The 16,054-nt window shown below is 67.1% G+C and carries 18 protein-coding genes; 13 read left to right on the forward strand and 5 right to left on the reverse strand.

Features of this window, described 5'->3' with window-relative positions:
- The first annotated feature begins 2 nt into the window (after window positions 1-2).
- From U1739_RS09035 to U1739_RS09065, 7 genes are all read left to right on the forward strand, one after another.
- Window positions 3-260: a flagellar biosynthetic protein FliO gene (locus U1739_RS09035; protein ID WP_332706873.1), complete on the forward strand. Its 258-nt coding sequence runs from the start codon at window positions 3-5 to the stop codon at window positions 258-260.
- Window positions 257-1,219 (forward strand): flagellar type III secretion system pore protein FliP, encoded by a 963-nt coding sequence (gene fliP / locus U1739_RS09040; protein WP_332706876.1) that lies wholly within the window; start codon window positions 257-259, stop codon window positions 1,217-1,219. The genes U1739_RS09035 and fliP overlap by 4 nt, the downstream gene beginning before the upstream one ends.
- 4 nt (window positions 1,220-1,223) lie before the next feature.
- On the forward strand, window positions 1,224-1,493 hold the full coding sequence (fliQ, locus tag U1739_RS09045; protein WP_332706879.1) for a flagellar biosynthesis protein FliQ: 270 nt from the start codon (window positions 1,224-1,226) through the stop codon (window positions 1,491-1,493).
- A 159-nt stretch (window positions 1,494-1,652) separates the two neighbouring features.
- Window positions 1,653-2,432 carry a flagellar biosynthetic protein FliR gene (gene fliR / locus U1739_RS09050; RefSeq protein ID WP_332706882.1) on the forward strand — a complete coding sequence of 260 codons (780 nt, stop codon included), beginning with the start codon at window positions 1,653-1,655 and terminating at the stop codon, window positions 2,430-2,432.
- A complete protein-coding gene (gene flhB / locus U1739_RS09055; protein WP_332706885.1) occupies window positions 2,432-3,562 on the forward strand; it encodes a flagellar type III secretion system protein FlhB in 1,131 nt (376 codons plus the stop codon). Before fliR ends, flhB begins: the two co-directional genes overlap by 1 nt.
- Window positions 3,563-3,607: 45 nt before the next feature.
- Window positions 3,608-5,041, forward strand: a complete 1,434-nt coding sequence (gene fliD / locus U1739_RS09060; RefSeq protein WP_332706888.1) for a flagellar filament capping protein FliD — start codon at window positions 3,608-3,610, stop codon at window positions 5,039-5,041.
- Window positions 5,023-5,439, forward strand: coding sequence for a flagellar export chaperone FliS (locus tag U1739_RS09065; protein ID WP_332706891.1), 417 nt, complete (start codon window positions 5,023-5,025; stop codon window positions 5,437-5,439). Before fliD ends, U1739_RS09065 begins: the two co-directional genes overlap by 19 nt.
- Window positions 5,440-5,557: 118 nt before the next feature.
- On the opposite strand, the gene U1739_RS09070 is transcribed toward U1739_RS09065, so the two are convergent.
- From U1739_RS09070 to argH, 4 genes are read right to left on the reverse strand one after another with little or no spacing between them, the layout of a single operon-like run.
- On the reverse strand, window positions 5,558-6,319 hold the full coding sequence (locus U1739_RS09070; protein ID WP_332706894.1) for a precorrin-2 dehydrogenase/sirohydrochlorin ferrochelatase family protein: 762 nt from the start codon (window positions 6,317-6,319) through the stop codon (window positions 5,558-5,560).
- Window positions 6,316-7,578 carry a diaminopimelate decarboxylase gene (gene lysA, locus U1739_RS09075; RefSeq protein WP_332706897.1) on the reverse strand — a complete coding sequence of 421 codons (1,263 nt, stop codon included), beginning with the start codon at window positions 7,576-7,578 and terminating at the stop codon, window positions 6,316-6,318. Before lysA ends, U1739_RS09070 begins: the two co-directional genes overlap by 4 nt.
- A gap of 10 nt (window positions 7,579-7,588) precedes the next feature.
- Window positions 7,589-7,819 carry a hypothetical protein gene (locus U1739_RS09080; protein WP_332706900.1) on the reverse strand — a complete coding sequence of 77 codons (231 nt, stop codon included), beginning with the start codon at window positions 7,817-7,819 and terminating at the stop codon, window positions 7,589-7,591.
- On the reverse strand, window positions 7,819-9,186 hold the full coding sequence (argH, locus tag U1739_RS09085) for an argininosuccinate lyase (protein ID WP_332707938.1): 1,368 nt from the start codon (window positions 9,184-9,186) through the stop codon (window positions 7,819-7,821). Before argH ends, U1739_RS09080 begins: the two co-directional genes overlap by 1 nt.
- A 16-nt stretch (window positions 9,187-9,202) precedes the next feature.
- Here argH and U1739_RS09090 point away from each other — a divergent pair, with 16 nt between their 5' ends.
- From U1739_RS09090 to U1739_RS09100, 3 genes are all read left to right on the forward strand, one after another.
- Entirely contained in the window at window positions 9,203-9,784 is a 582-nt protein-coding gene (locus tag U1739_RS09090) for a TlpA family protein disulfide reductase (protein WP_332706903.1), read from the forward strand.
- A 179-nt stretch (window positions 9,785-9,963) separates the two neighbouring features.
- Window positions 9,964-11,034, forward strand: coding sequence for a DUF47 family protein (locus U1739_RS09095; RefSeq protein ID WP_332707940.1), 1,071 nt, complete (start codon window positions 9,964-9,966; stop codon window positions 11,032-11,034).
- A 10-nt stretch (window positions 11,035-11,044) separates the two neighbouring features.
- Window positions 11,045-12,058: an inorganic phosphate transporter gene (locus U1739_RS09100; protein WP_332706906.1), complete on the forward strand. Its 1,014-nt coding sequence runs from the start codon at window positions 11,045-11,047 to the stop codon at window positions 12,056-12,058.
- 4 nt (window positions 12,059-12,062) lie between these two features.
- Here U1739_RS09100 and cobU read toward each other — a convergent pair whose 3' ends face one another.
- Window positions 12,063-12,635 carry a bifunctional adenosylcobinamide kinase/adenosylcobinamide-phosphate guanylyltransferase gene (gene cobU, locus U1739_RS09105; RefSeq protein WP_332706909.1) on the reverse strand — a complete coding sequence of 191 codons (573 nt, stop codon included), beginning with the start codon at window positions 12,633-12,635 and terminating at the stop codon, window positions 12,063-12,065.
- A 40-nt stretch (window positions 12,636-12,675) separates the two neighbouring features.
- On the opposite strand from cobU, the gene U1739_RS09110 reads away from it, so the two are divergent.
- Genes U1739_RS09110 through U1739_RS09120 form a run of 3 tightly spaced genes read left to right on the forward strand, consistent with a single transcriptional unit; the run spans window position 12,676 to window position 16,011 of the window.
- Window positions 12,676-13,644, forward strand: a complete 969-nt coding sequence (locus U1739_RS09110) for an aminotransferase class I/II-fold pyridoxal phosphate-dependent enzyme (protein ID WP_332706912.1) — start codon at window positions 12,676-12,678, stop codon at window positions 13,642-13,644.
- Window positions 13,598-14,575 (forward strand): adenosylcobinamide-phosphate synthase CbiB, encoded by a 978-nt coding sequence (cbiB, locus tag U1739_RS09115; RefSeq protein WP_332706915.1) that lies wholly within the window; start codon window positions 13,598-13,600, stop codon window positions 14,573-14,575. Before U1739_RS09110 ends, cbiB begins: the two co-directional genes overlap by 47 nt.
- Window positions 14,563-16,011, forward strand: coding sequence for a cobyric acid synthase (locus U1739_RS09120; protein WP_332706918.1), 1,449 nt, complete (start codon window positions 14,563-14,565; stop codon window positions 16,009-16,011). The genes cbiB and U1739_RS09120 overlap by 13 nt, the downstream gene beginning before the upstream one ends.
- Window positions 16,012-16,054 lie beyond the last annotated feature (43 nt).

Consider the following 16,054-nt stretch of genomic DNA (forward strand, 5'->3'; position numbering starts at 1 on the left):
TCATGATGTGGTCGTATATTCTCAAGCTCGTCGTGCTGCTGCCGCTCGTCTGCGGGCTGATGATCGGCTGCCTGTATCTGTGGCGCCGGCTGGAGGCGCGGATGCCTGGGCAGCCCGCCAATCGCATGCTCAAAGTACAGGAAACGATGATGATCTCGCCCGGCCTGCGCATGGCGGTGCTGGAATTCGAGGGCCGCAAGTTGCTCGTCGCGGTGGGGCGCGGCGGAGTGACGTTGATCGACAAGATCGACGGCAAATGAAGGCGACCATTACGCGCCGCGGCACTGGCCCGGTATTGATACGCTCGCGCGGCAAATCGCCGACGTTCGCCCGCGCAAGCGGGAGCCGAGGAGCCACCCGCGCAGTGTCCCGTACCCCTGGGCCCCCGCTTTCGCGGGGGAGCTGGTGGGCTAAGGCTTTGCTTGTTGCGCTGGGCATCGTCTTCGCGCTGATTGTCGCGCATCCGGCGTTCGCGCAAGCCGCGCCGGTGGTGACGCCGCCCGCCGCGCCACCCGCGCCAAATATCGGCGACGGCATTGATCGCGCGCTGGGGCAATTGAGCGGGACGGGGACGGGCAGCGTCGGCCAGCCGATGGCATTGTCGCTACAAGTCCTGATCATCATGGGCCTGCTCAGCATCCTGCCGGGCATCCTGCTGATGATGACCAGCTTCACGCGCATCATCATCGTGCTGGCGATCCTGCGCCAGGCGCTGGGGCTGCAACAGACCCCGCCCAACCAGGTGCTGATCGGCCTGTCGCTGTTTCTCAGCTTCTTCATCATGGCGCCGGTGATCAACCAGATCAACACGACCGCGATCCAGCCTTATTCCAACGGCACGATGCAGGCGACCGACATGATCAAGACCGCCGGCACGCCGCTGCACGCCTTCATGGTCAAGCAGACGCGGGTGAAGGACATCACGATGTTCGCCGACATCGCCAAGGCGGGCAAGTTCCAGTCGGCGAAGGACATTCCCTTCTCGGTGTTGCTGCCGTCATTCGTGACCAGCGAGCTGAAGACCGCGTTCCAGATCGGCTTCCTGATCTTCCTGCCCTTCATCGTCATCGATCTGGTCGTCGCGACGGTGCTGATGTCGCTCGGCATGATGATGCTGTCGCCGACGATCATCTCGCTGCCGTTCAAGCTATTGCTGTTCGTGCTGGTCGACGGCTGGGCGCTGACCATGGGCAGCCTCGCCAACAGTTTCGTGAGTTAGCGGCATGGACGCGGAATATTTCCTGACCGTCGCCAATGAGACGATGTGGGTGCTGGCGCTCGCCGCCGCGCCGATCCTGATCCCGGCGCTGTTCGCAGGGCTGATCCTCGGCATGATCCAGGCGGCGACCTCGATCAACGAGCAGACCTTGTCGTTCGTGCCCAAGCTGATCGTGGTGGCGATCTCGATCATGATCTTCGGGAGTTTGATTCTCGGCTTGCTGAGCGATTTTACGATCAGCATCTTCGAGCGGATCCCGGATCTGGTGCGCTAGGTTTGTGGGCGACGCCGTTTCTTTCTTCGTCATCCTGAACTTGGTTCAGGATCCAGGCGCGGTCAGCCGATCCACGGACGGGGCCCGTTTGGCAAATGACCGCACCTGGATCCTGAAACGAGTTCAGGATGACGGCGCGTCTGAAGCGCGGTCGGCGCAATGAACACGCTCGGCTTCGGCCTGTCGATCGAGCCGCAATTATGGGCATTGGTCTTCGTCATGGTGCGGATCGGCGCGGCGTTTATCGCCGCGCCCGTGTTCGGCGCGGTCTCGGTGCCCGTGATGGTGCGCATCACCTTGTCCGGCGCGATCGGCGTGCTGGTGCTCGCCACGCACACCGTCACTCCGCCGGCCGACGTGTTCGCCTTCGCCACCTTCCTCGCCATTGCCTCCGAGGCGTTGGTCGGGCTGGCCATGGGCTTCATCCTGCAGATCGCCTTTGCCGCGCCGATGCTGGCCAGCGAAGTGATCGGTATTTCGATGGGCATCGGCTTCGCCAATGCGATCGATCCACAGAATGGCCGATCGAGCCCCGCGCTGGGCCAGTTCTTCTCGATCATGCTGACCTTGCTGTTCCTGTCGGTGAACGGCCATCTCGTGCTCGTCGAGATGGTGGTGAAGAGCTATGACGTGCTGCCGGTCGGCGCGTCCTGGATGACTGCCGGCCAGATGAAGGAAATCGCGTTCTTCGGCGGCTATACGTTCCTTGCCGGGCTGCTGCTGGCGCTGCCGGTCGGCTTCCTGCTGCTGTGCCTCAATCTCGTCGTCGGCATGCTGTCGCGCTCGGCGCCGGCGCTCAACCTGTTCGCGGTCGGGCTGCCCGCCAGCCTCGCGGTCGGCGTGATCGCGCTGGCCATCGCCTTCCCGGCGATGGGCGATTATCTGCTCGTCATCGTCCGCGAGGGGCTCGCGGCGGTGCAGAATCTGGTGCTCGTCTGATGTCCGAGGAAATGGGCGGCGATAAGACAGAAGCACCAACCGCCAAGCGCAAACGCGAAGCGACCGAAAATGGCGAAGTTCTCCAGTCCAAGGAGTTCGCCACCGCGCTGGTGATCATGGCCGGGTGCGGCTGGCTGGCCTTTTTCGGGCCGTCGCTGATGGGCGCGTGCAAGGCGGTAATGACGTCGAGCTTCGAATTCGGGCGCAGCGATGTCGAGGATTTCGAGCCTTTCCGTCCGCTGCTCGCCTCGGGTTGGAAGCTCGCTACGCCGATGCTGGCGCTGTTCGTCATCACCATGCTCGCCGCGATCCTGAGCAAGGCGGGATTGGGCTCGCTCGGCTTCAACGGTAAATTGCTGACGCCCAAGTTCGACCGCATCAACCCGGCGTCGGGGCTCAAGCGCATCTTCGGGCCGCAAGGCTGGATCGAGCTCGGCAAGTCGCTGCTCAAGGTCGTTCTGCTCGGCGCGATTGGCGCTTATATGCTGATGTCGGTGTCGCACATGACGATCGGGCTGGTCTCGTCCGATGTCGAGGGCGCGACCGGCGCGCTTGGCGGCACGCTGATGGGCGTGCTGTTCGCGATGGCTGGGGGGCTGCTGATCATCGCCGGGATCGACGTGCCGGTGCAGCTGATCCGGCTGCTCGGCAAATTGCGCATGACCAAACAGGCGGTGAAGGACGAGCATAAGGAAAGCGAAGGCTCGCCCGAGGCCAAGAACGCGATCCGCCAGGCGCAGCACCGCGCGGCCAAGCGCGGCATGCGCAAGGCCGTCGCGGAAGCGCATGTCATCCTGACCAATCCGACGCATTTCGCGGTCGCCTTGCGCTACGATCGTGGCAAGGATCAGGTGCCGGTGGTGGTGGCCAAGGGGCGCGGCGTGCTGGCGCTGGCGATCCGCGAGATCGCCGCCGAAGCGCAAGTGCCGGTGATGGAATATCCCGCCATCGCGCGCGCCATCTATTATACCAGCAAGGAAGGGCAGGAGGTGCGCGACGATCTGTACCTCGCCATCGCCACGATCCTTGCCTTCGTGTTCGGCATCAACGTGGCGGCGGGCGGCAGCGCGCCCGCGGTCGCGGTGCCGGCCAGCGCCCGGTTCGACGAAAATGGCGTGAAACAATCCTAAACAAATGCCGGCATCGGCCGATCTATTAGGGGTAGGGGGCGAATAATGGCGACGACTTCGATCACGACCGCGCTCGGCGCCGGCTCCGGCGTGGATATCACCGCGCTGGTGACGTCGTTGGTCGACGCGCAATATGCCAACAAGACCGCGCGGCTGACGCAACAGACCGAGACGATCACCAAGCAGATTTCCGGCGTATCGTCGATCAAGAGCGGGATCACCGGATTCGCCAGCGCGCTCTCTGCATTGGTGAAGGGCGGCTCGCTCGCCACCAGCCCGACCAGTTCCAATCCCGCGATCGTCACTGCCACCGCTTTGTCCGGCGCCAAGCTCGCCGGCCTGTCCTCGACGATCGAGGTCAAGCAACTCGCCCAGTCGCAGGTCGCGACCAGCCCCGCACGCGCCGATACGATCGCCTCGGTCGGGCTCGGTAGTTTCACGCTGACCTTCGGCACCGCAACGGTGAGCGACGGCGCGATGAGCGGCTTCACGGCCAGCGCCGCGGAACCGATCACGATCCCGATCACGCAGGGCAATTCGGGGCTGAGCGGCATCGCCCGCGCGATCAACGCGGCCGGCGCGGGCCTGACCGCGACCGTGCTGACCGATGCGGATGGCTCCCGGCTGAGCATCAAGGGCGCGACCGGCGAGGCCAGGGCGTTTACGCTGACCGCGACCGAGGATCCTGCGGCGCCCGGCCTGTCCGCGCTCGATATCGGGCCCGACGCGACCGGCACGACGATCGGCAGCGCCGCGCAGGATGCGATCGTCGCGGTCGATGGCACTGCGATCAAGCGTTCGGGCAACAGCATCACCGATCTGGTCACCGGCGTGAAACTCGATCTGGTCAGCGCCTCGGTCGGCACCAAAGTGACGCTCGGCACCAGCGCGCCGACCACCGCGCTGAGCCAGGCGGTGAGCGATTTCGTCGAGACGTTCAACCAACTCGCGGCGGTGGTGAAGGAGCAGACCGACCCGGTCAGCGGCACGCTGCGGTCCGATTCCGCGGCCATCGCCTTGCAACGCTCGCTGCGCAGCCTGACGCTCACGCCACTGGTCAGCGCCGGCGCAAGCGGCGCGCCGACGACCTTGGCCGAGATCGGCGTCAAGACCAATCGCGACGGTACGCTGGCGGTGGATACGGCGACGCTGACCAAGGCGCTGATGAACTATCCCGACGCGGTCGAGGCGATGTTCGCCGATGGCAAGGGCGCGAGCGGCAAGGGCGTGTCCGCGGCGCTGACCGCCATCTCCGACGCAGCGATCAACACCACCACCGGGCTGGGCGCCAGCACCACGCGCTATACCAAGACGCAGGCCGACCTGACCGACGACCAAGCCGATCTGACCGCCGCCGGCACGGTGATGACGACCCGGCTGACCGCGCAATTCGCCGCCATGGATGCGCGCGTCGCGGCGTATAAATCGACGCTGACCTTTCTCGAGCAGCAGATCGATGCGTGGAACAGCAGCGATTGATGGCCTATGCCAGCGCATTGGGGCGCGATCCCGAAGCTACCTATCGTCGCATCGATCTCGCTGGCCGCACCGCCGAGGCGGACGGCCCGGCGCTGGTGCAATTGCTGTACGACGAACTGGTGCGCGCGCTGCGCGTCGCGGCCTGGGCGATCGACCATCACAATTTCGCGATGAAGAGCGAGAAGATCACGCGTGCGACGGCGATCCTGTTCGCGCTGGAAGCGGGGCTCGATTTCGAGGCGGGTGGCGACGTGTCGCACACGCTGGCGCGTGTCTATGGCGGCGCGCGGCGCACCATCATCGAGGCGAGTATCGGGCAGGATTCGGCGCCGTTCCTCAGCGTTGCGTCGGATCTCGAGGAGATTGCGCAGGCCTGGCGGACGATCCGCGCGGCTTAGCATAACCGTTTGTGGTTCTTTCCTAGGCGGAGGCCGGGGCCCGATCGGGAAACGATTGGCGAGAACTGCGCGCCGTTACATCGACCATCGCCACGGGGCACCGGCCTCGGGGGAAGTGCTATAGGGAAAGGTCGATCGACAATCCCGTGGCCAATTCTGCAGGCGGCCCAGCGCACATCACCCGCACCGCATCCGCCCGCGCGCGTTCCAGGATCGCCAGCGGCACATCGCCGCGATGAAAGATGCGGTCCGCCTGGCCGAGCAACCGCGCCTGCCGCAAGGTCAGGTCATCGGGATCGCTGGATACCAGCCTGATCGTGACCAGTTCGGCCTCGACACCGCCACTTGCCGCCAACCAGCGCTCGACCGACGCATTCTCCGTGAGCGGATCGAGCGCGCCGCCCGGAGCAAGCGCCGCCCCGAGCGCGCGGCGCCGATCCCCACCATCGGGGTAGCGCCCCTTGATTTGCCCGCGCGCCGCGAACAAGCCCCGCGCCAGTCCGCCCAACCCCGCGGGCAACAACGTCTCCAGCCGCTGCCTGAGCGCCGCCGCCAGCCCCGCCGAGACGCCGCCAGTGCCGATCGCCACCAGCACCGGATCGCGATCGACGATCGCCGGCAGTGTGAAGTCGCACAGCTCCGGCCGATCGACCGCGTTGACCAGCACGCCGCGGGCGCGCAGCCGAGCGACGGCCGCCACCGCCTCGGCCTCGTCGTCGATCGCCACGATCGCCAGCGCCGCGGGCGCGTCCTCGCCCGACACCATTGCCCCGGCGCGCTCCAGCAACCGGCGCTTGGCATCGGCCGCTTCGCCGGTGCCCAGCAGGATCACCGGCCGGCCTGCCAACCGCACGAACAGCGGCAGGCTGTGCCAGCTCATTCGAGCAGCCACTCCGGCACGCGCTCGGCCGCGAAGATCGTCTCGGGTAGGATGCGGTCGGCGACCACGGCGTACCGATCGCCGTCAACCAGCACTTCGGGCACCAGCGCACGGCTATTGTAGGTGCTGGCCATCGTCGCGCCATACGCGCCGGCCGAACGGAACACCGCCAGATCGCCCGACGAGACGAGATCGATCTCGCGCGCCATGGCGAACGTGTCGCCGCTTTCGCATACCGGGCCGGCAATGTTCGCCGTCATGCGCGCGCCGCTGGCCCGCACCGCTTCGAAATCGTGCCATGCATCATACATTGCGGGGCGCGCGAGATCGTTCATCGCGGCATCGACGATGACGTAGGGATTGACCGCGCCGGGCTTCACCCAGATCACTTCGGTGAGCAAGGCGCCGGCATTGGCGGTGAGCAACCGGCCGGGCTCGAACATCAGTTCGACGTCCCAGTCCTTGGTCACGCGGGCGACCATCGCGCCATAGTCGGCCGGGCTGGGCGGCGTATCGCCGGCCTTGTACGGCACGCCCAAGCCACCGCCGAGATCGACGCGGCTGATGAAATGGCCGAACTTGCGCAGCTCCGCGACGAGCTCGCCGACCCGCACGAAGGCGGCTTCCAGCGGGGCGAGATCGAACAATTGGCTGCCGATATGGATCGCCACGCCGCGCATGCTGAGGCCGTCCTGCTCGGCCAGCCGGCCATACATCTCGACCGCACGGTCGATATCGACGCCGAACTTATTCTCCTTCCGCCCGGTGGAGATCTTTGCATGCGTGCCGGCATCGACATCCGGGTTGACGCGCAATGTCGCGGGCGCGCGTAGCCCACGGGCATGCGCCATCGCGCCGAGCACTTCGCCCTCTTCCTCGAGCTCGAGATTGAACTGGCCGATCCCGGCATCCAGCGCGGCGGACAATTCCTTGCGCGTCTTGCCCACGCCGGAGAAGACGATCTCGCTCGCCGGGATGCCCGCGGCCAGCGCGCGCGCCATCTCGCCGCCCGAGACCACGTCGGCGCCATAGCCCTCCTGCGCCAGCACGCGCAGCACGGCGAGGTTGGGGTTGGCCTTGATCGCGAAGGCCAGGTGGATGCGCCCGGCGCCGGCCAGTCCCTCGCGGAACACGCGCGCGTGGCGGCGCAGCGTGGCGGTGGAATAGACATAGACCGGCGTGCCGACGTCTTCGGCGATGGTCTCGAGGCTGACGCCCTCGCAGTGAAGCGTGCCATCGACGGCCGTGAAATGATCCATCAACGCGCCTTCATTGCGGGGGCAGGCTGAATTCGTCGCTCCGCCGGTCCTGCGACTGGGTAAGCAATTCGTCGCTGCGGTCAGGCCGCGCCTGGTTACTCGGCGTGAGCAGTTGCGCGGGCGTCGGCGTCGCCTTGGCGCCATAGGGCGCGACCGGCAGCTTTTCGCCCGGTGCCGGCGTGAGTCCGGCGGCGCCGCAGCCGCCCAGCGCCAGTGCTGCCAGCACGATCGCATATTTCATCATGCTTCTCCCGTCCGTGCCGCGAGGATCGCCGCCCGTACCCGTGCCGGTGCGGTGCCGCCGAAACTGGTCCGGCTGGCGACCGACGCATCGACGCTGAGCACGCCGTACACGCGTTCGTCGATCCGCGCATCGATTGCCTTGAGATCGGCCATCGGCACCTTGTCGAGCGCGACGCCCAGCTCCTCGGCGCGCTTCACCGCACTGCCGGTGATATGATGCGCTTCGCGGAACGGGATCCCGCCCTCGCGCACCAGCCAGTCGGCCAGATCGGTGGCCGTGGCATAGCCCGCCTCCGCCGCGCCGCGCATCCGTGTCGTGCGGAACGTCGCGCTCGCGACCATGCCGGTCATCGCCGCGATGCTCAGGCCGAGCAGATCGTGTGCCTCGAACACCGGCGGCTTATCGTCCTGCATGTCCTTCGAATAGGCCAAAGGCAGGCCCTTCATCGTGATCATCAGCGCGGTGAGGTAGCCGATGATGCGGCCGCTATGCCCGCGCACCAATTCGGCGGCATCGGGATTGCGCTTCTGCGGCATGATCGAGCTGCCGGTCGACCATTGATCGGACAGCGACACGAAGCCGAACGGTTGCGATGCCCACAGGATGAATTCCTCGGCCAGGCGGCTGAGATGCAGAGCGGTCTGCGCCGCGGCAGTGAGATAATCGAGCGCAAAGTCGCGGTCGCTGACCCCGTCCAGCGAATTACGCGTCGGGCCGTCGAAGCCGAGCGCGGCGGCGGTGGCGTCGCGGTCGATCGGAAAGCCGGTGCCGGCCAGTGCCGCCGAGCCCAGCGGACAGAGATTCCCGCGTGCCCGGGAATCAGCGAAGCGTGAACGGTCTCGCGCGATCATCTCGTGATAGGCCATCAGGTGATGACCGAGCGTCACCGGCTGGGCGCTCTGCAGATGCGTGAAGCCGGGCATGACGCTTTCGGCATGCTCGTCGGCGCGGGCGAGCAAGGCCTGTTGGAAGCCCAGCAACGCCGCGTCGACCTCGTCGATCGCATCGCGCACCCATAGCCGGAAATCGGTAGCGACCTGATCGTTGCGCGAGCGCGCAGTGTGCAGCCGACCGGCGACCGGGCCGATCAGCGCGGCAAGCTTCGACTCGCTCTGCATATGAATGTCTTCGAGCGTCAGGTCCTCGGCCACGCCATTGGCGTCGTAATCCGCCGCGACCCGGTCGAGCCCGGCGAGGATGGCCGTAGCGTCGTCCGCCGCGATGATGCCTTGCGCACCGAGCATCGTCGCATGCGCCTTGGAACCGGCGATGTCCTGCCGCCACAAGCGCTTGTCGAACGGGATCGAGGCATTTATCTCGCGCATTACCGCCGCCGGGCCTTCGGCGAAGCGCCCGCCCCACATCGCATTGGACGCGTTCATGTCTTTCCGCTCGACGATCTCATCGCTCCTATTATTCGGCGCTCTCGCCGCGTGCGATAGGCAAGACAAGGCGGCGGAGCAAGCCAACGCCGCCGCTCCTGTCGCCAATAACAGTGCGCCGGTCGCCGGCGAGAAAGTGATCGCCGACACGATCGGCACGCTCGATCGCAGCCATAAGGGCGAAGCCGCCCCGACCTTGCCGTTCCAGGCGCCCGACGGCAGCAAGACGAGCATCGCCGCCTTTGCCGGCAAGCCGGTGCTGGTCAATCTGTGGGCGACATGGTGCGCGCCGTGCGTCGCGGAAATGCCCACGCTCGATCGTGTCGCCGAACGCATGCAGGTCGTCGCGATCAGCCAGGATCTGGGCGGTGCGGCCAAGGTCGATCCGTTCTTCGCCAAGGCCGGCTTGAAGAACATCAAGCGCTATCTCGATCCCGGGGTGACCTTGAGCGTCGCCTATCAGGCCAGCCTGCCGACCAGCATCCTCTACGATGCGGCGGGCAAGGAAGTGTGGCGCATGACGGGCGGCATGGATTGGACCAGCGAAACCGCCCGCGACTTGCTTGCCGAGGCCGGCTGACGGTGCGGCGGCAACGATAGGCAAATTCCCTCTGCGGCGGCGGGCGCCGCCGGGGGTTTCCCGCTCTATGCAGCGGGGGCACTTTGCGGCAAGACGCGGCTCGCATTTGAACCCGGGCCCAGACCATTCGCCAGATTGCCGCACTTCCTTACCGTACCGATGACATAGCTTCCGATGCGATCGTCCGCGTGTTGCTGGTCACGTCGCGGGGCACCGGGCGCTGGGTGATCCCCAAGGGCAATATCGATGCGGGCCTGACCCCGCATGCCGCCGCCGCGCTCGAGGCCGAGGAAGAGGCCGGCGTGAGCGGCGCGGTGTGCCCGACGCGGCTCGGCAGCTATCGCTATCGCAAGCGCCGCGGCAATGGCGCCTCGCTGATGGTGGATGTCGATGTGTTTCCGCTCGCGGTGACGCGCGAACTGGATAGCTGGAAAGAACAGGAGCAGCGCGAGCGGCGCTGGGTATCGCTGGCCGAGGCGGCGGCGATGGTCGACGAGCCCGATCTGCGCGACCTGATACGTTCTTTCGCCACCGCAGAATTCAAGGCCGCAACGCGGCGCACAACCAAGCTCGGCAGCGTCGCCGAGCGATCAAGGGTAGGGTCAATGTTTGCCTGGTTTCAACGGTTGTTGCCTAAGACTGGCAACTTCTTCGAGATGTTCGAAGCGCATGCGCGCACCATCGTCGCCGCGTCGGACGCTACGGCGCGGCTGCTCGAGGGCGGCGCGGCGGCGCCGGATCATATCCGCGAGATCATCGAGCGCGAGCATGATGCCGACAATATCACGCGAGAAGTGTTGCAGACGGTGCGCAAGACGTTCCTGACGCCGTTCGATCGCGCCGCGATTACCCGCCTGATCGGTGCGATGGACGATACGGTCGATGAAATGCAGGCCGCGGCGCAAGCCATCGACCTGTACGACGTGAGCGATTTCGCACCGGAAATGAAGGACATGGCGGCAATCATCGTCGATGCCGCGCGGGTCGCCTCCGAGGCAATGCCGCTGCTGCGCGATGTCGCGCGCAACGGCGAGCGCTTGCACGAACTGACCGAGCGGCTGGTGCGGATGGAAAGCCATGCCGACGAGATCCATGCCGCGGGGCTCAAGCGCTCGCTGCAGGAGCATGGCGCGAGCGATACGCTGCGCTTCGTGATCGATCGCGAGATCTACAAGCATCTCGAACGGATCGTCGATGCGTTCGAGGACGTCGCCGACGAGATCGACGGCATCGTCATCGATCATTCCTGATCGCTGACCGATGCACCAACTCGCCTTCCCACTGCTCGTCGGGCTAATCATCGTTGCGCTGGCGTTCGATTATCTCAACGGGCTGCACGACGCGGCCAACTCGATCGCCACGGTCGTCGCGACGCGCCTGCTGTCGCCGGTCAAGGCGGTGCTGTTTGCCGCGGTATTCAATTTCGCCGCCTATTTCCTGACCATCGCCTTTCCCAGCCTGCACGCCGTGGCCGAGACGATCGGCAAGGGGCTGATCGACAAGGATCTGGTCACCCCGGCGGTGATCTTCGGCGCGCTGGGCGGCGCGATGTTCTGGAACGTGGTGACCTGGATCAAGGGTATCCCCTCGTCGAGCAGCCATGCCCTGGTCGGCGGGATGATCGGTGCGGGCGTGGCGCATTCGGGCATTGGCGGGATCCAGTGGGCCGGGCTAAACAAGACGCTGATCGCGATCGTGCTGTCGCCGACCATCGGCATGTTCCTTGCCATGCTGGTGATGCTGCTGTCGAGCTGGGCGCTGCACCGCGCCAGCGCTCGCCAGGCGGAACGCAGTTTTCGGGTGCTGCACCTGATCTCCTCCGCGGCCTATTCGCTGAGCCACGGGCTCAACGACGCGCAGAAGACGATGGGTATCATCACCGTGCTGCTCTATTCGACCGGCTATCTGACCGGGCCGTTCGCGGTGCCGCATTGGGTGGCGATCAGCTGCTATATCGCCATCGCGCTGGGCACGATGACCGGCGGGTGGAAGATCATCGAGACGATGGGATCGCGCATCACCAAGTTGTCGCAGCATCAGGGCTTCAGCGCGTCGTTCGCCGGCTCGATCGTGCTGTTCAGCGCCTCGGCGATGGGCATTCCGGTATCCACCACGCACACCATCACCGGGGCGATCATCGGTGCGGGGACGGCGCGGCGCGCGTCGGCGGTGCGCTGGGGCGTGGCGCGCGGCGTGATCGTGGCGTGGCTGATCACTATTCCGGCGTCCGCCGCGGTTGGGGCGATGTTCTACGGCCTGACGTTGCTGTTCTAGCGCGTCATTTCCAGCGGCGGGGCAGGCCGGCGAGCACGAAATCGACCGCATCGACGCTGGCCGCCACCTGCTGGTTGATCCGCCCGGCAAGATCGCGAAAGCGCCGCGCCAGCGCATTGTCGGGCACGATGCCGAGCCCGGTTTCATTGGCGACCAGGATCAGCCGGCCCCGGATGGCGGCAATGGCGTCCAGGAGCTGGCGCAGCATGTGCTCCGCATCCTGCTCTCCGAGCAGCAGGTTCGAGGTCCATAAAGTGAGGCAATCGACCAGGATCACCGCGTCGGACGCATCGGCCTGGATGATTGCGGCGGGCAGGTCGATCGGCGCTTCCACCGTATGCCAGCGCTGATCGCGATCGGCGCGATGGCGATCGATCCGATCGACCATCTCGGCATCGAATGCCTGCGCCGTGGCGATGTAGGTAAGCGTTCCGACCCCCGCCTCGGGCCCCGCCTCAGCCAGCGCCTCGGCCACCGCCTGGGCATGGCGGCTCTTGCCCGAGCGCGCACCGCCGAGCACCAGCAGTCTGCGGTCGAACGGCGTGTCGTGCTTGGGTGTTGCGCTGGTCGGGTTCATTGGCGAAGGACTATCACGGCGCTCCGTCGGAAAGGAAGCAATGACGGGGTTCACACACCATGGCGGACGGCTCGATCAGGCGATGGCCTGCTATCCCGACGCGCCGCTGCCGTGGATCGACCTGTCAACCGGGATCAACCCGGTGCCGTGGCAGCCGAGCGGGCCGCTGGCGATCGATTGGGGGGCGTTGCCGTCGCTTGCCGCACTGCGCGAACTGGAGGCGCGCGCCGCGGCCTATTTCGGCGCGCCGGCCGAGACGGTGGCGGCCGTGCCGGGCAGCGATCTGGCGCTCCGTCTGCTCCCGCAACTCGGGCTGCCGGGGCCGTATCGCTACGGTACACCGGGATATCGCACGCATGCCGAGGCTTTGCCGGGTGCGATCCCGGTCTCGATCCCAGTCCCGATCGACGATGCGGCTTCGGGTGCGGGCACGCTGCTGCTCGCCAACCCCAACAACCCGGATGGTCGGTTGCTGAGCCCCGCTGCGCTGGATCGATTGCGCGGTGACGGCTGGCTGGTGGTCGATGAGGCGTTCGCCGATTGCCTGCCCGAGGCAAGCATCGTGCCGGCGCTACCCGACCGGACGATCGTGTTGCGCAGCTTCGGCAAGTTCTTCGGGCTCGCCGGTCTACGCCTCGGCTTCGTCATCGGCCCGCCCGAAATCGTCGCGCGGGTGCGGGCATTGCTGGGCGACTGGCCGGTGTCGAGCGCGGCGATCGCGCTGGGCACGGCGGCGTATCGCGATGCCGGCTGGATCGCCGCGACGCGCATCGCCCTGATCGACCAGGCGGCGGCTTTGGACGGGGTGCTGCAACGCCATGGGCTGGTTGCGCGCGGCGCGTGTCCGCTGTTCCGGCTGGTCGCCGGCGAGCCATCGCTGTTCGAACGGCTCGCCCGCGCCGGCATTCTCGCGCGGCCGTTCGATTATGCGCCGACCTGGCTGCGGTTCGGCCTGCCGGCCGATGCGGCGGCGCTGGCGCGGCTCGATCGGGCGCTGGCGGGTGGCTGAACCGGTCGCGCTTGTCGCGCTGGCGATCGACGCGGCGGTCGGCTGGCCCGCGTGGCTCTATGCCCGCGTTGGCCACCCGGTCGGGGGTTTTGCACGGCTGATCGGCTGGGGCGAGCGGCGCTGGAACCACGCCGCCGCCTCGTTCCGGCACCGTCGCTTGCGCGGCGTTATGCTGCTGCTGCTGCTAGTCGCGGTCGCCGCGGGCACTGCCTTGCTGCTCGAACACCTCGCCGCCTGGGTGTTCGGCGCCTATGCGTGGATCGCGGTCGCTCTGCTCGCGGCACCGGGCCTGGCGCAGCGCAGCCTGTACGATCATGTCGCCCCGGTCGGCCGCTTGCTGGCGGCGGGGGACCTGCCCGGGGCGCGCAACGCGGTCGGCATGATCGTCGGGCGCGATACCGACGCGTTGGACGAAGCAGGCGTCGCCCGCGCGGCGTTGGAAAGCCTGGCGGAGAGCTTTTGCGACGGCGTCGTCGCCCCGCTCTTCTGGCTGCTCGTCGCCGGCTTGCCCGGCCTGTGGGCGTATAAGGCGATCAACACCGCCGACAGCCTGATCGGGCATAAGGAGGAACGCTGGCGCGCCTTCGGCTGGGCCAGCGCGCGGACCGACGACCTCTTCAATCTCGCGCCGGCGCGACTGTCCGGCGTGCTGATCTGTGTTGCCGGAATCGACGGCTGGGGCACGATGTTGCGCGACGCCGGCCGCCATGCCTCACCCAATGGCGGCTGGCCCGAAGCGGCGATGGCCGGCGTGCTCGGCGTCGCGCTCGCCGGGCCGGTGGCCTATGACGGCGTGGTGCAGGACAAGCCGTGGATCAACCGCGAGGGCCGCGCGGCGACGGCGGCGGATGTCGCCAACGGTCTGCGCGTCTATCTCGCCGCCTGCGCTGTCTTGTGGCTGATCGCCGGAGGTGTGTTGTGGCTGGGCTGATGCTGCAGGGCACCGGGTCGGATGTCGGCAAGTCCGTGCTGGTTGCCGGCCTGTGTCGTGCGCTGGCCAATCGCGGGCTATCGGTGCGGCCGTTCAAGCCGCAGAACATGTCGAACAACGCCGCCGTAACGGCAGACGGCGGCGAGATCGGCCGCGCGCAGGCGACCCAGGCCCTGGCCTGCCGCGTCGCGCCGACGACCGACATGAACCCGGTGCTGCTCAAGCCGCAGGGCGACCGCACCTCGCAACTGATCGTGCACGGCCAGGTGCGCGGGATCCTGGCGGCGGCGCGCTGGCGCGAGGGGCGCGACGGGCTGCTCGACGATGTGCTCGCCAGTTATCGCCGGCTCGAGCGCGACGCGGATATCGTCGTCGTCGAAGGCGCCGGCTCGCCGGCCGAGATCAACCTGCGCGCCGGCGACATCGCCAATATGGGCTTTGCGCGCGCCGCCGACGTGCCGGTGGTGCTGATCGGCGATATCGATCGCGGCGGGGTGATCGCGTCGCTGGTCGGCACGCGCGCGGTGATCGATCCGGCCGATGCGGCGATGATCCACGGCTTCCTGATCAACAAGTTTCGCGGCGATCCGGCGCTGTTCGACGATGGCTATCGCGCGATCGAGCAACGCACCGGCTGGCGCGGCTATGGCGTGATTCCGTGGCTGGCCGCCGCGCGGCGCTTGCCGAGCGAGGATGCAGTGATTCTCGAACGCGCCGTTGCAGGCGGGCAGGGTCGGGTCGTCATCGCCTGTCCGATCACGCCGCGGATTGCCAATTTCGACGACCTCGATCCGTTGCGACTCGAACCCGGCGTCGATCTGGTGATGGTGCCGCCGGGCACGCCGATCCCCGATGCCGCGCTGATCGTGCTGGCCGGATCGAAGGCGACGCGCGCCGACATAGAGTTCGTCCGCGCGCAGGGCTGGGATATCGATATCCGCGCGCATCATCGCCGCGGCCGGCCGGTGCTGGGGCTGTGCGGCGGCTATCAGATGCTCGGGCGCAGCATCGCCGATCCGGGCGGGATCGAGGGGCCGGCGGGGGAGATTGCGGGGCTCGGGCTGCTCGATGTCACCACGGTGCTGGCCGGCGACAAGCAGGTGCGCGATGTGGCGGGCATCGCGCTCGGCGCGCGATTCTCCGGTTATGAGATCCATCTCGGCGACACCAATGGCCCGGATACGGCGCGTCCGGTCGGTCGCTATGATGACGGTCGCGCCGAGGGGGCGATGAGCGCGGACGGGCTGGTCGCCGGCAGTTATGTCCACGGCCTGCTTGGTGCCGCGGCGCAGCGCCGGGCGTGGCTGGCGCGGATCGGGGTGGATGCGGTGGGGCCGGACCACGCCACCGATATCGATGCCGCGCTGGATGCGATCGCGGCGCAGTTGGAGGCGCATGTCGATGTGGACGATCTGATTGCGCTGGCGGGGAGATAGCGTCGATCTAATCGGGACCGCTCTCCTGCGAAAGCAGGAGCCC

This window comes from Parasphingomonas puruogangriensis (genome assembly GCF_036663635.1).
Lineage (GTDB): Bacteria > Pseudomonadota > Alphaproteobacteria > Sphingomonadales > Sphingomonadaceae > Sphingomonas.

Excerpts from the sequence above, each read along its gene's own strand:
- U1739_RS09035 (WP_332706873.1), top strand. The coding sequence starts at position 3 with ATGATGTGGTCGTATATTCTCAAGCTCGTCGTGCTGCTGCCGCTCGTC.
- fliP (WP_332706876.1), top strand. The coding sequence starts at position 257 with ATGAAGGCGACCATTACGCGCCGCGGCACTGGCCCGGTATTGATACGC.
- fliQ (WP_332706879.1), top strand. The coding sequence starts at position 1,224 with ATGGACGCGGAATATTTCCTGACCGTCGCCAATGAGACGATGTGGGTG.
- fliR (WP_332706882.1), top strand. The coding sequence starts at position 1,653 with ATGAACACGCTCGGCTTCGGCCTGTCGATCGAGCCGCAATTATGGGCA.
- flhB (WP_332706885.1), top strand. The coding sequence starts at position 2,432 with ATGTCCGAGGAAATGGGCGGCGATAAGACAGAAGCACCAACCGCCAAG.
- fliD (WP_332706888.1), top strand. The coding sequence starts at position 3,608 with ATGGCGACGACTTCGATCACGACCGCGCTCGGCGCCGGCTCCGGCGTG.
- U1739_RS09070 (WP_332706894.1), bottom strand. The coding sequence starts at position 6,319 with ATGAGCTGGCACAGCCTGCCGCTGTTCGTGCGGTTGGCAGGCCGGCCG.
- lysA (WP_332706897.1), bottom strand. The coding sequence starts at position 7,578 with ATGGATCATTTCACGGCCGTCGATGGCACGCTTCACTGCGAGGGCGTC.
- U1739_RS09080 (WP_332706900.1), bottom strand. The coding sequence starts at position 7,819 with ATGAAATATGCGATCGTGCTGGCAGCACTGGCGCTGGGCGGCTGCGGC.
- argH (WP_332707938.1), bottom strand. The coding sequence starts at position 9,186 with ATGTGGGGCGGGCGCTTCGCCGAAGGCCCGGCGGCGGTAATGCGCGAG.
- U1739_RS09090 (WP_332706903.1), top strand. The coding sequence starts at position 9,203 with ATGTCTTTCCGCTCGACGATCTCATCGCTCCTATTATTCGGCGCTCTC.
- U1739_RS09100 (WP_332706906.1), top strand. The coding sequence starts at position 11,045 with ATGCACCAACTCGCCTTCCCACTGCTCGTCGGGCTAATCATCGTTGCG.
- cobU (WP_332706909.1), bottom strand. The coding sequence starts at position 12,635 with ATGAACCCGACCAGCGCAACACCCAAGCACGACACGCCGTTCGACCGC.
- U1739_RS09110 (WP_332706912.1), top strand. The coding sequence starts at position 12,676 with ATGACGGGGTTCACACACCATGGCGGACGGCTCGATCAGGCGATGGCC.
- cbiB (WP_332706915.1), top strand. The coding sequence starts at position 13,598 with ATGCGGCGGCGCTGGCGCGGCTCGATCGGGCGCTGGCGGGTGGCTGAA.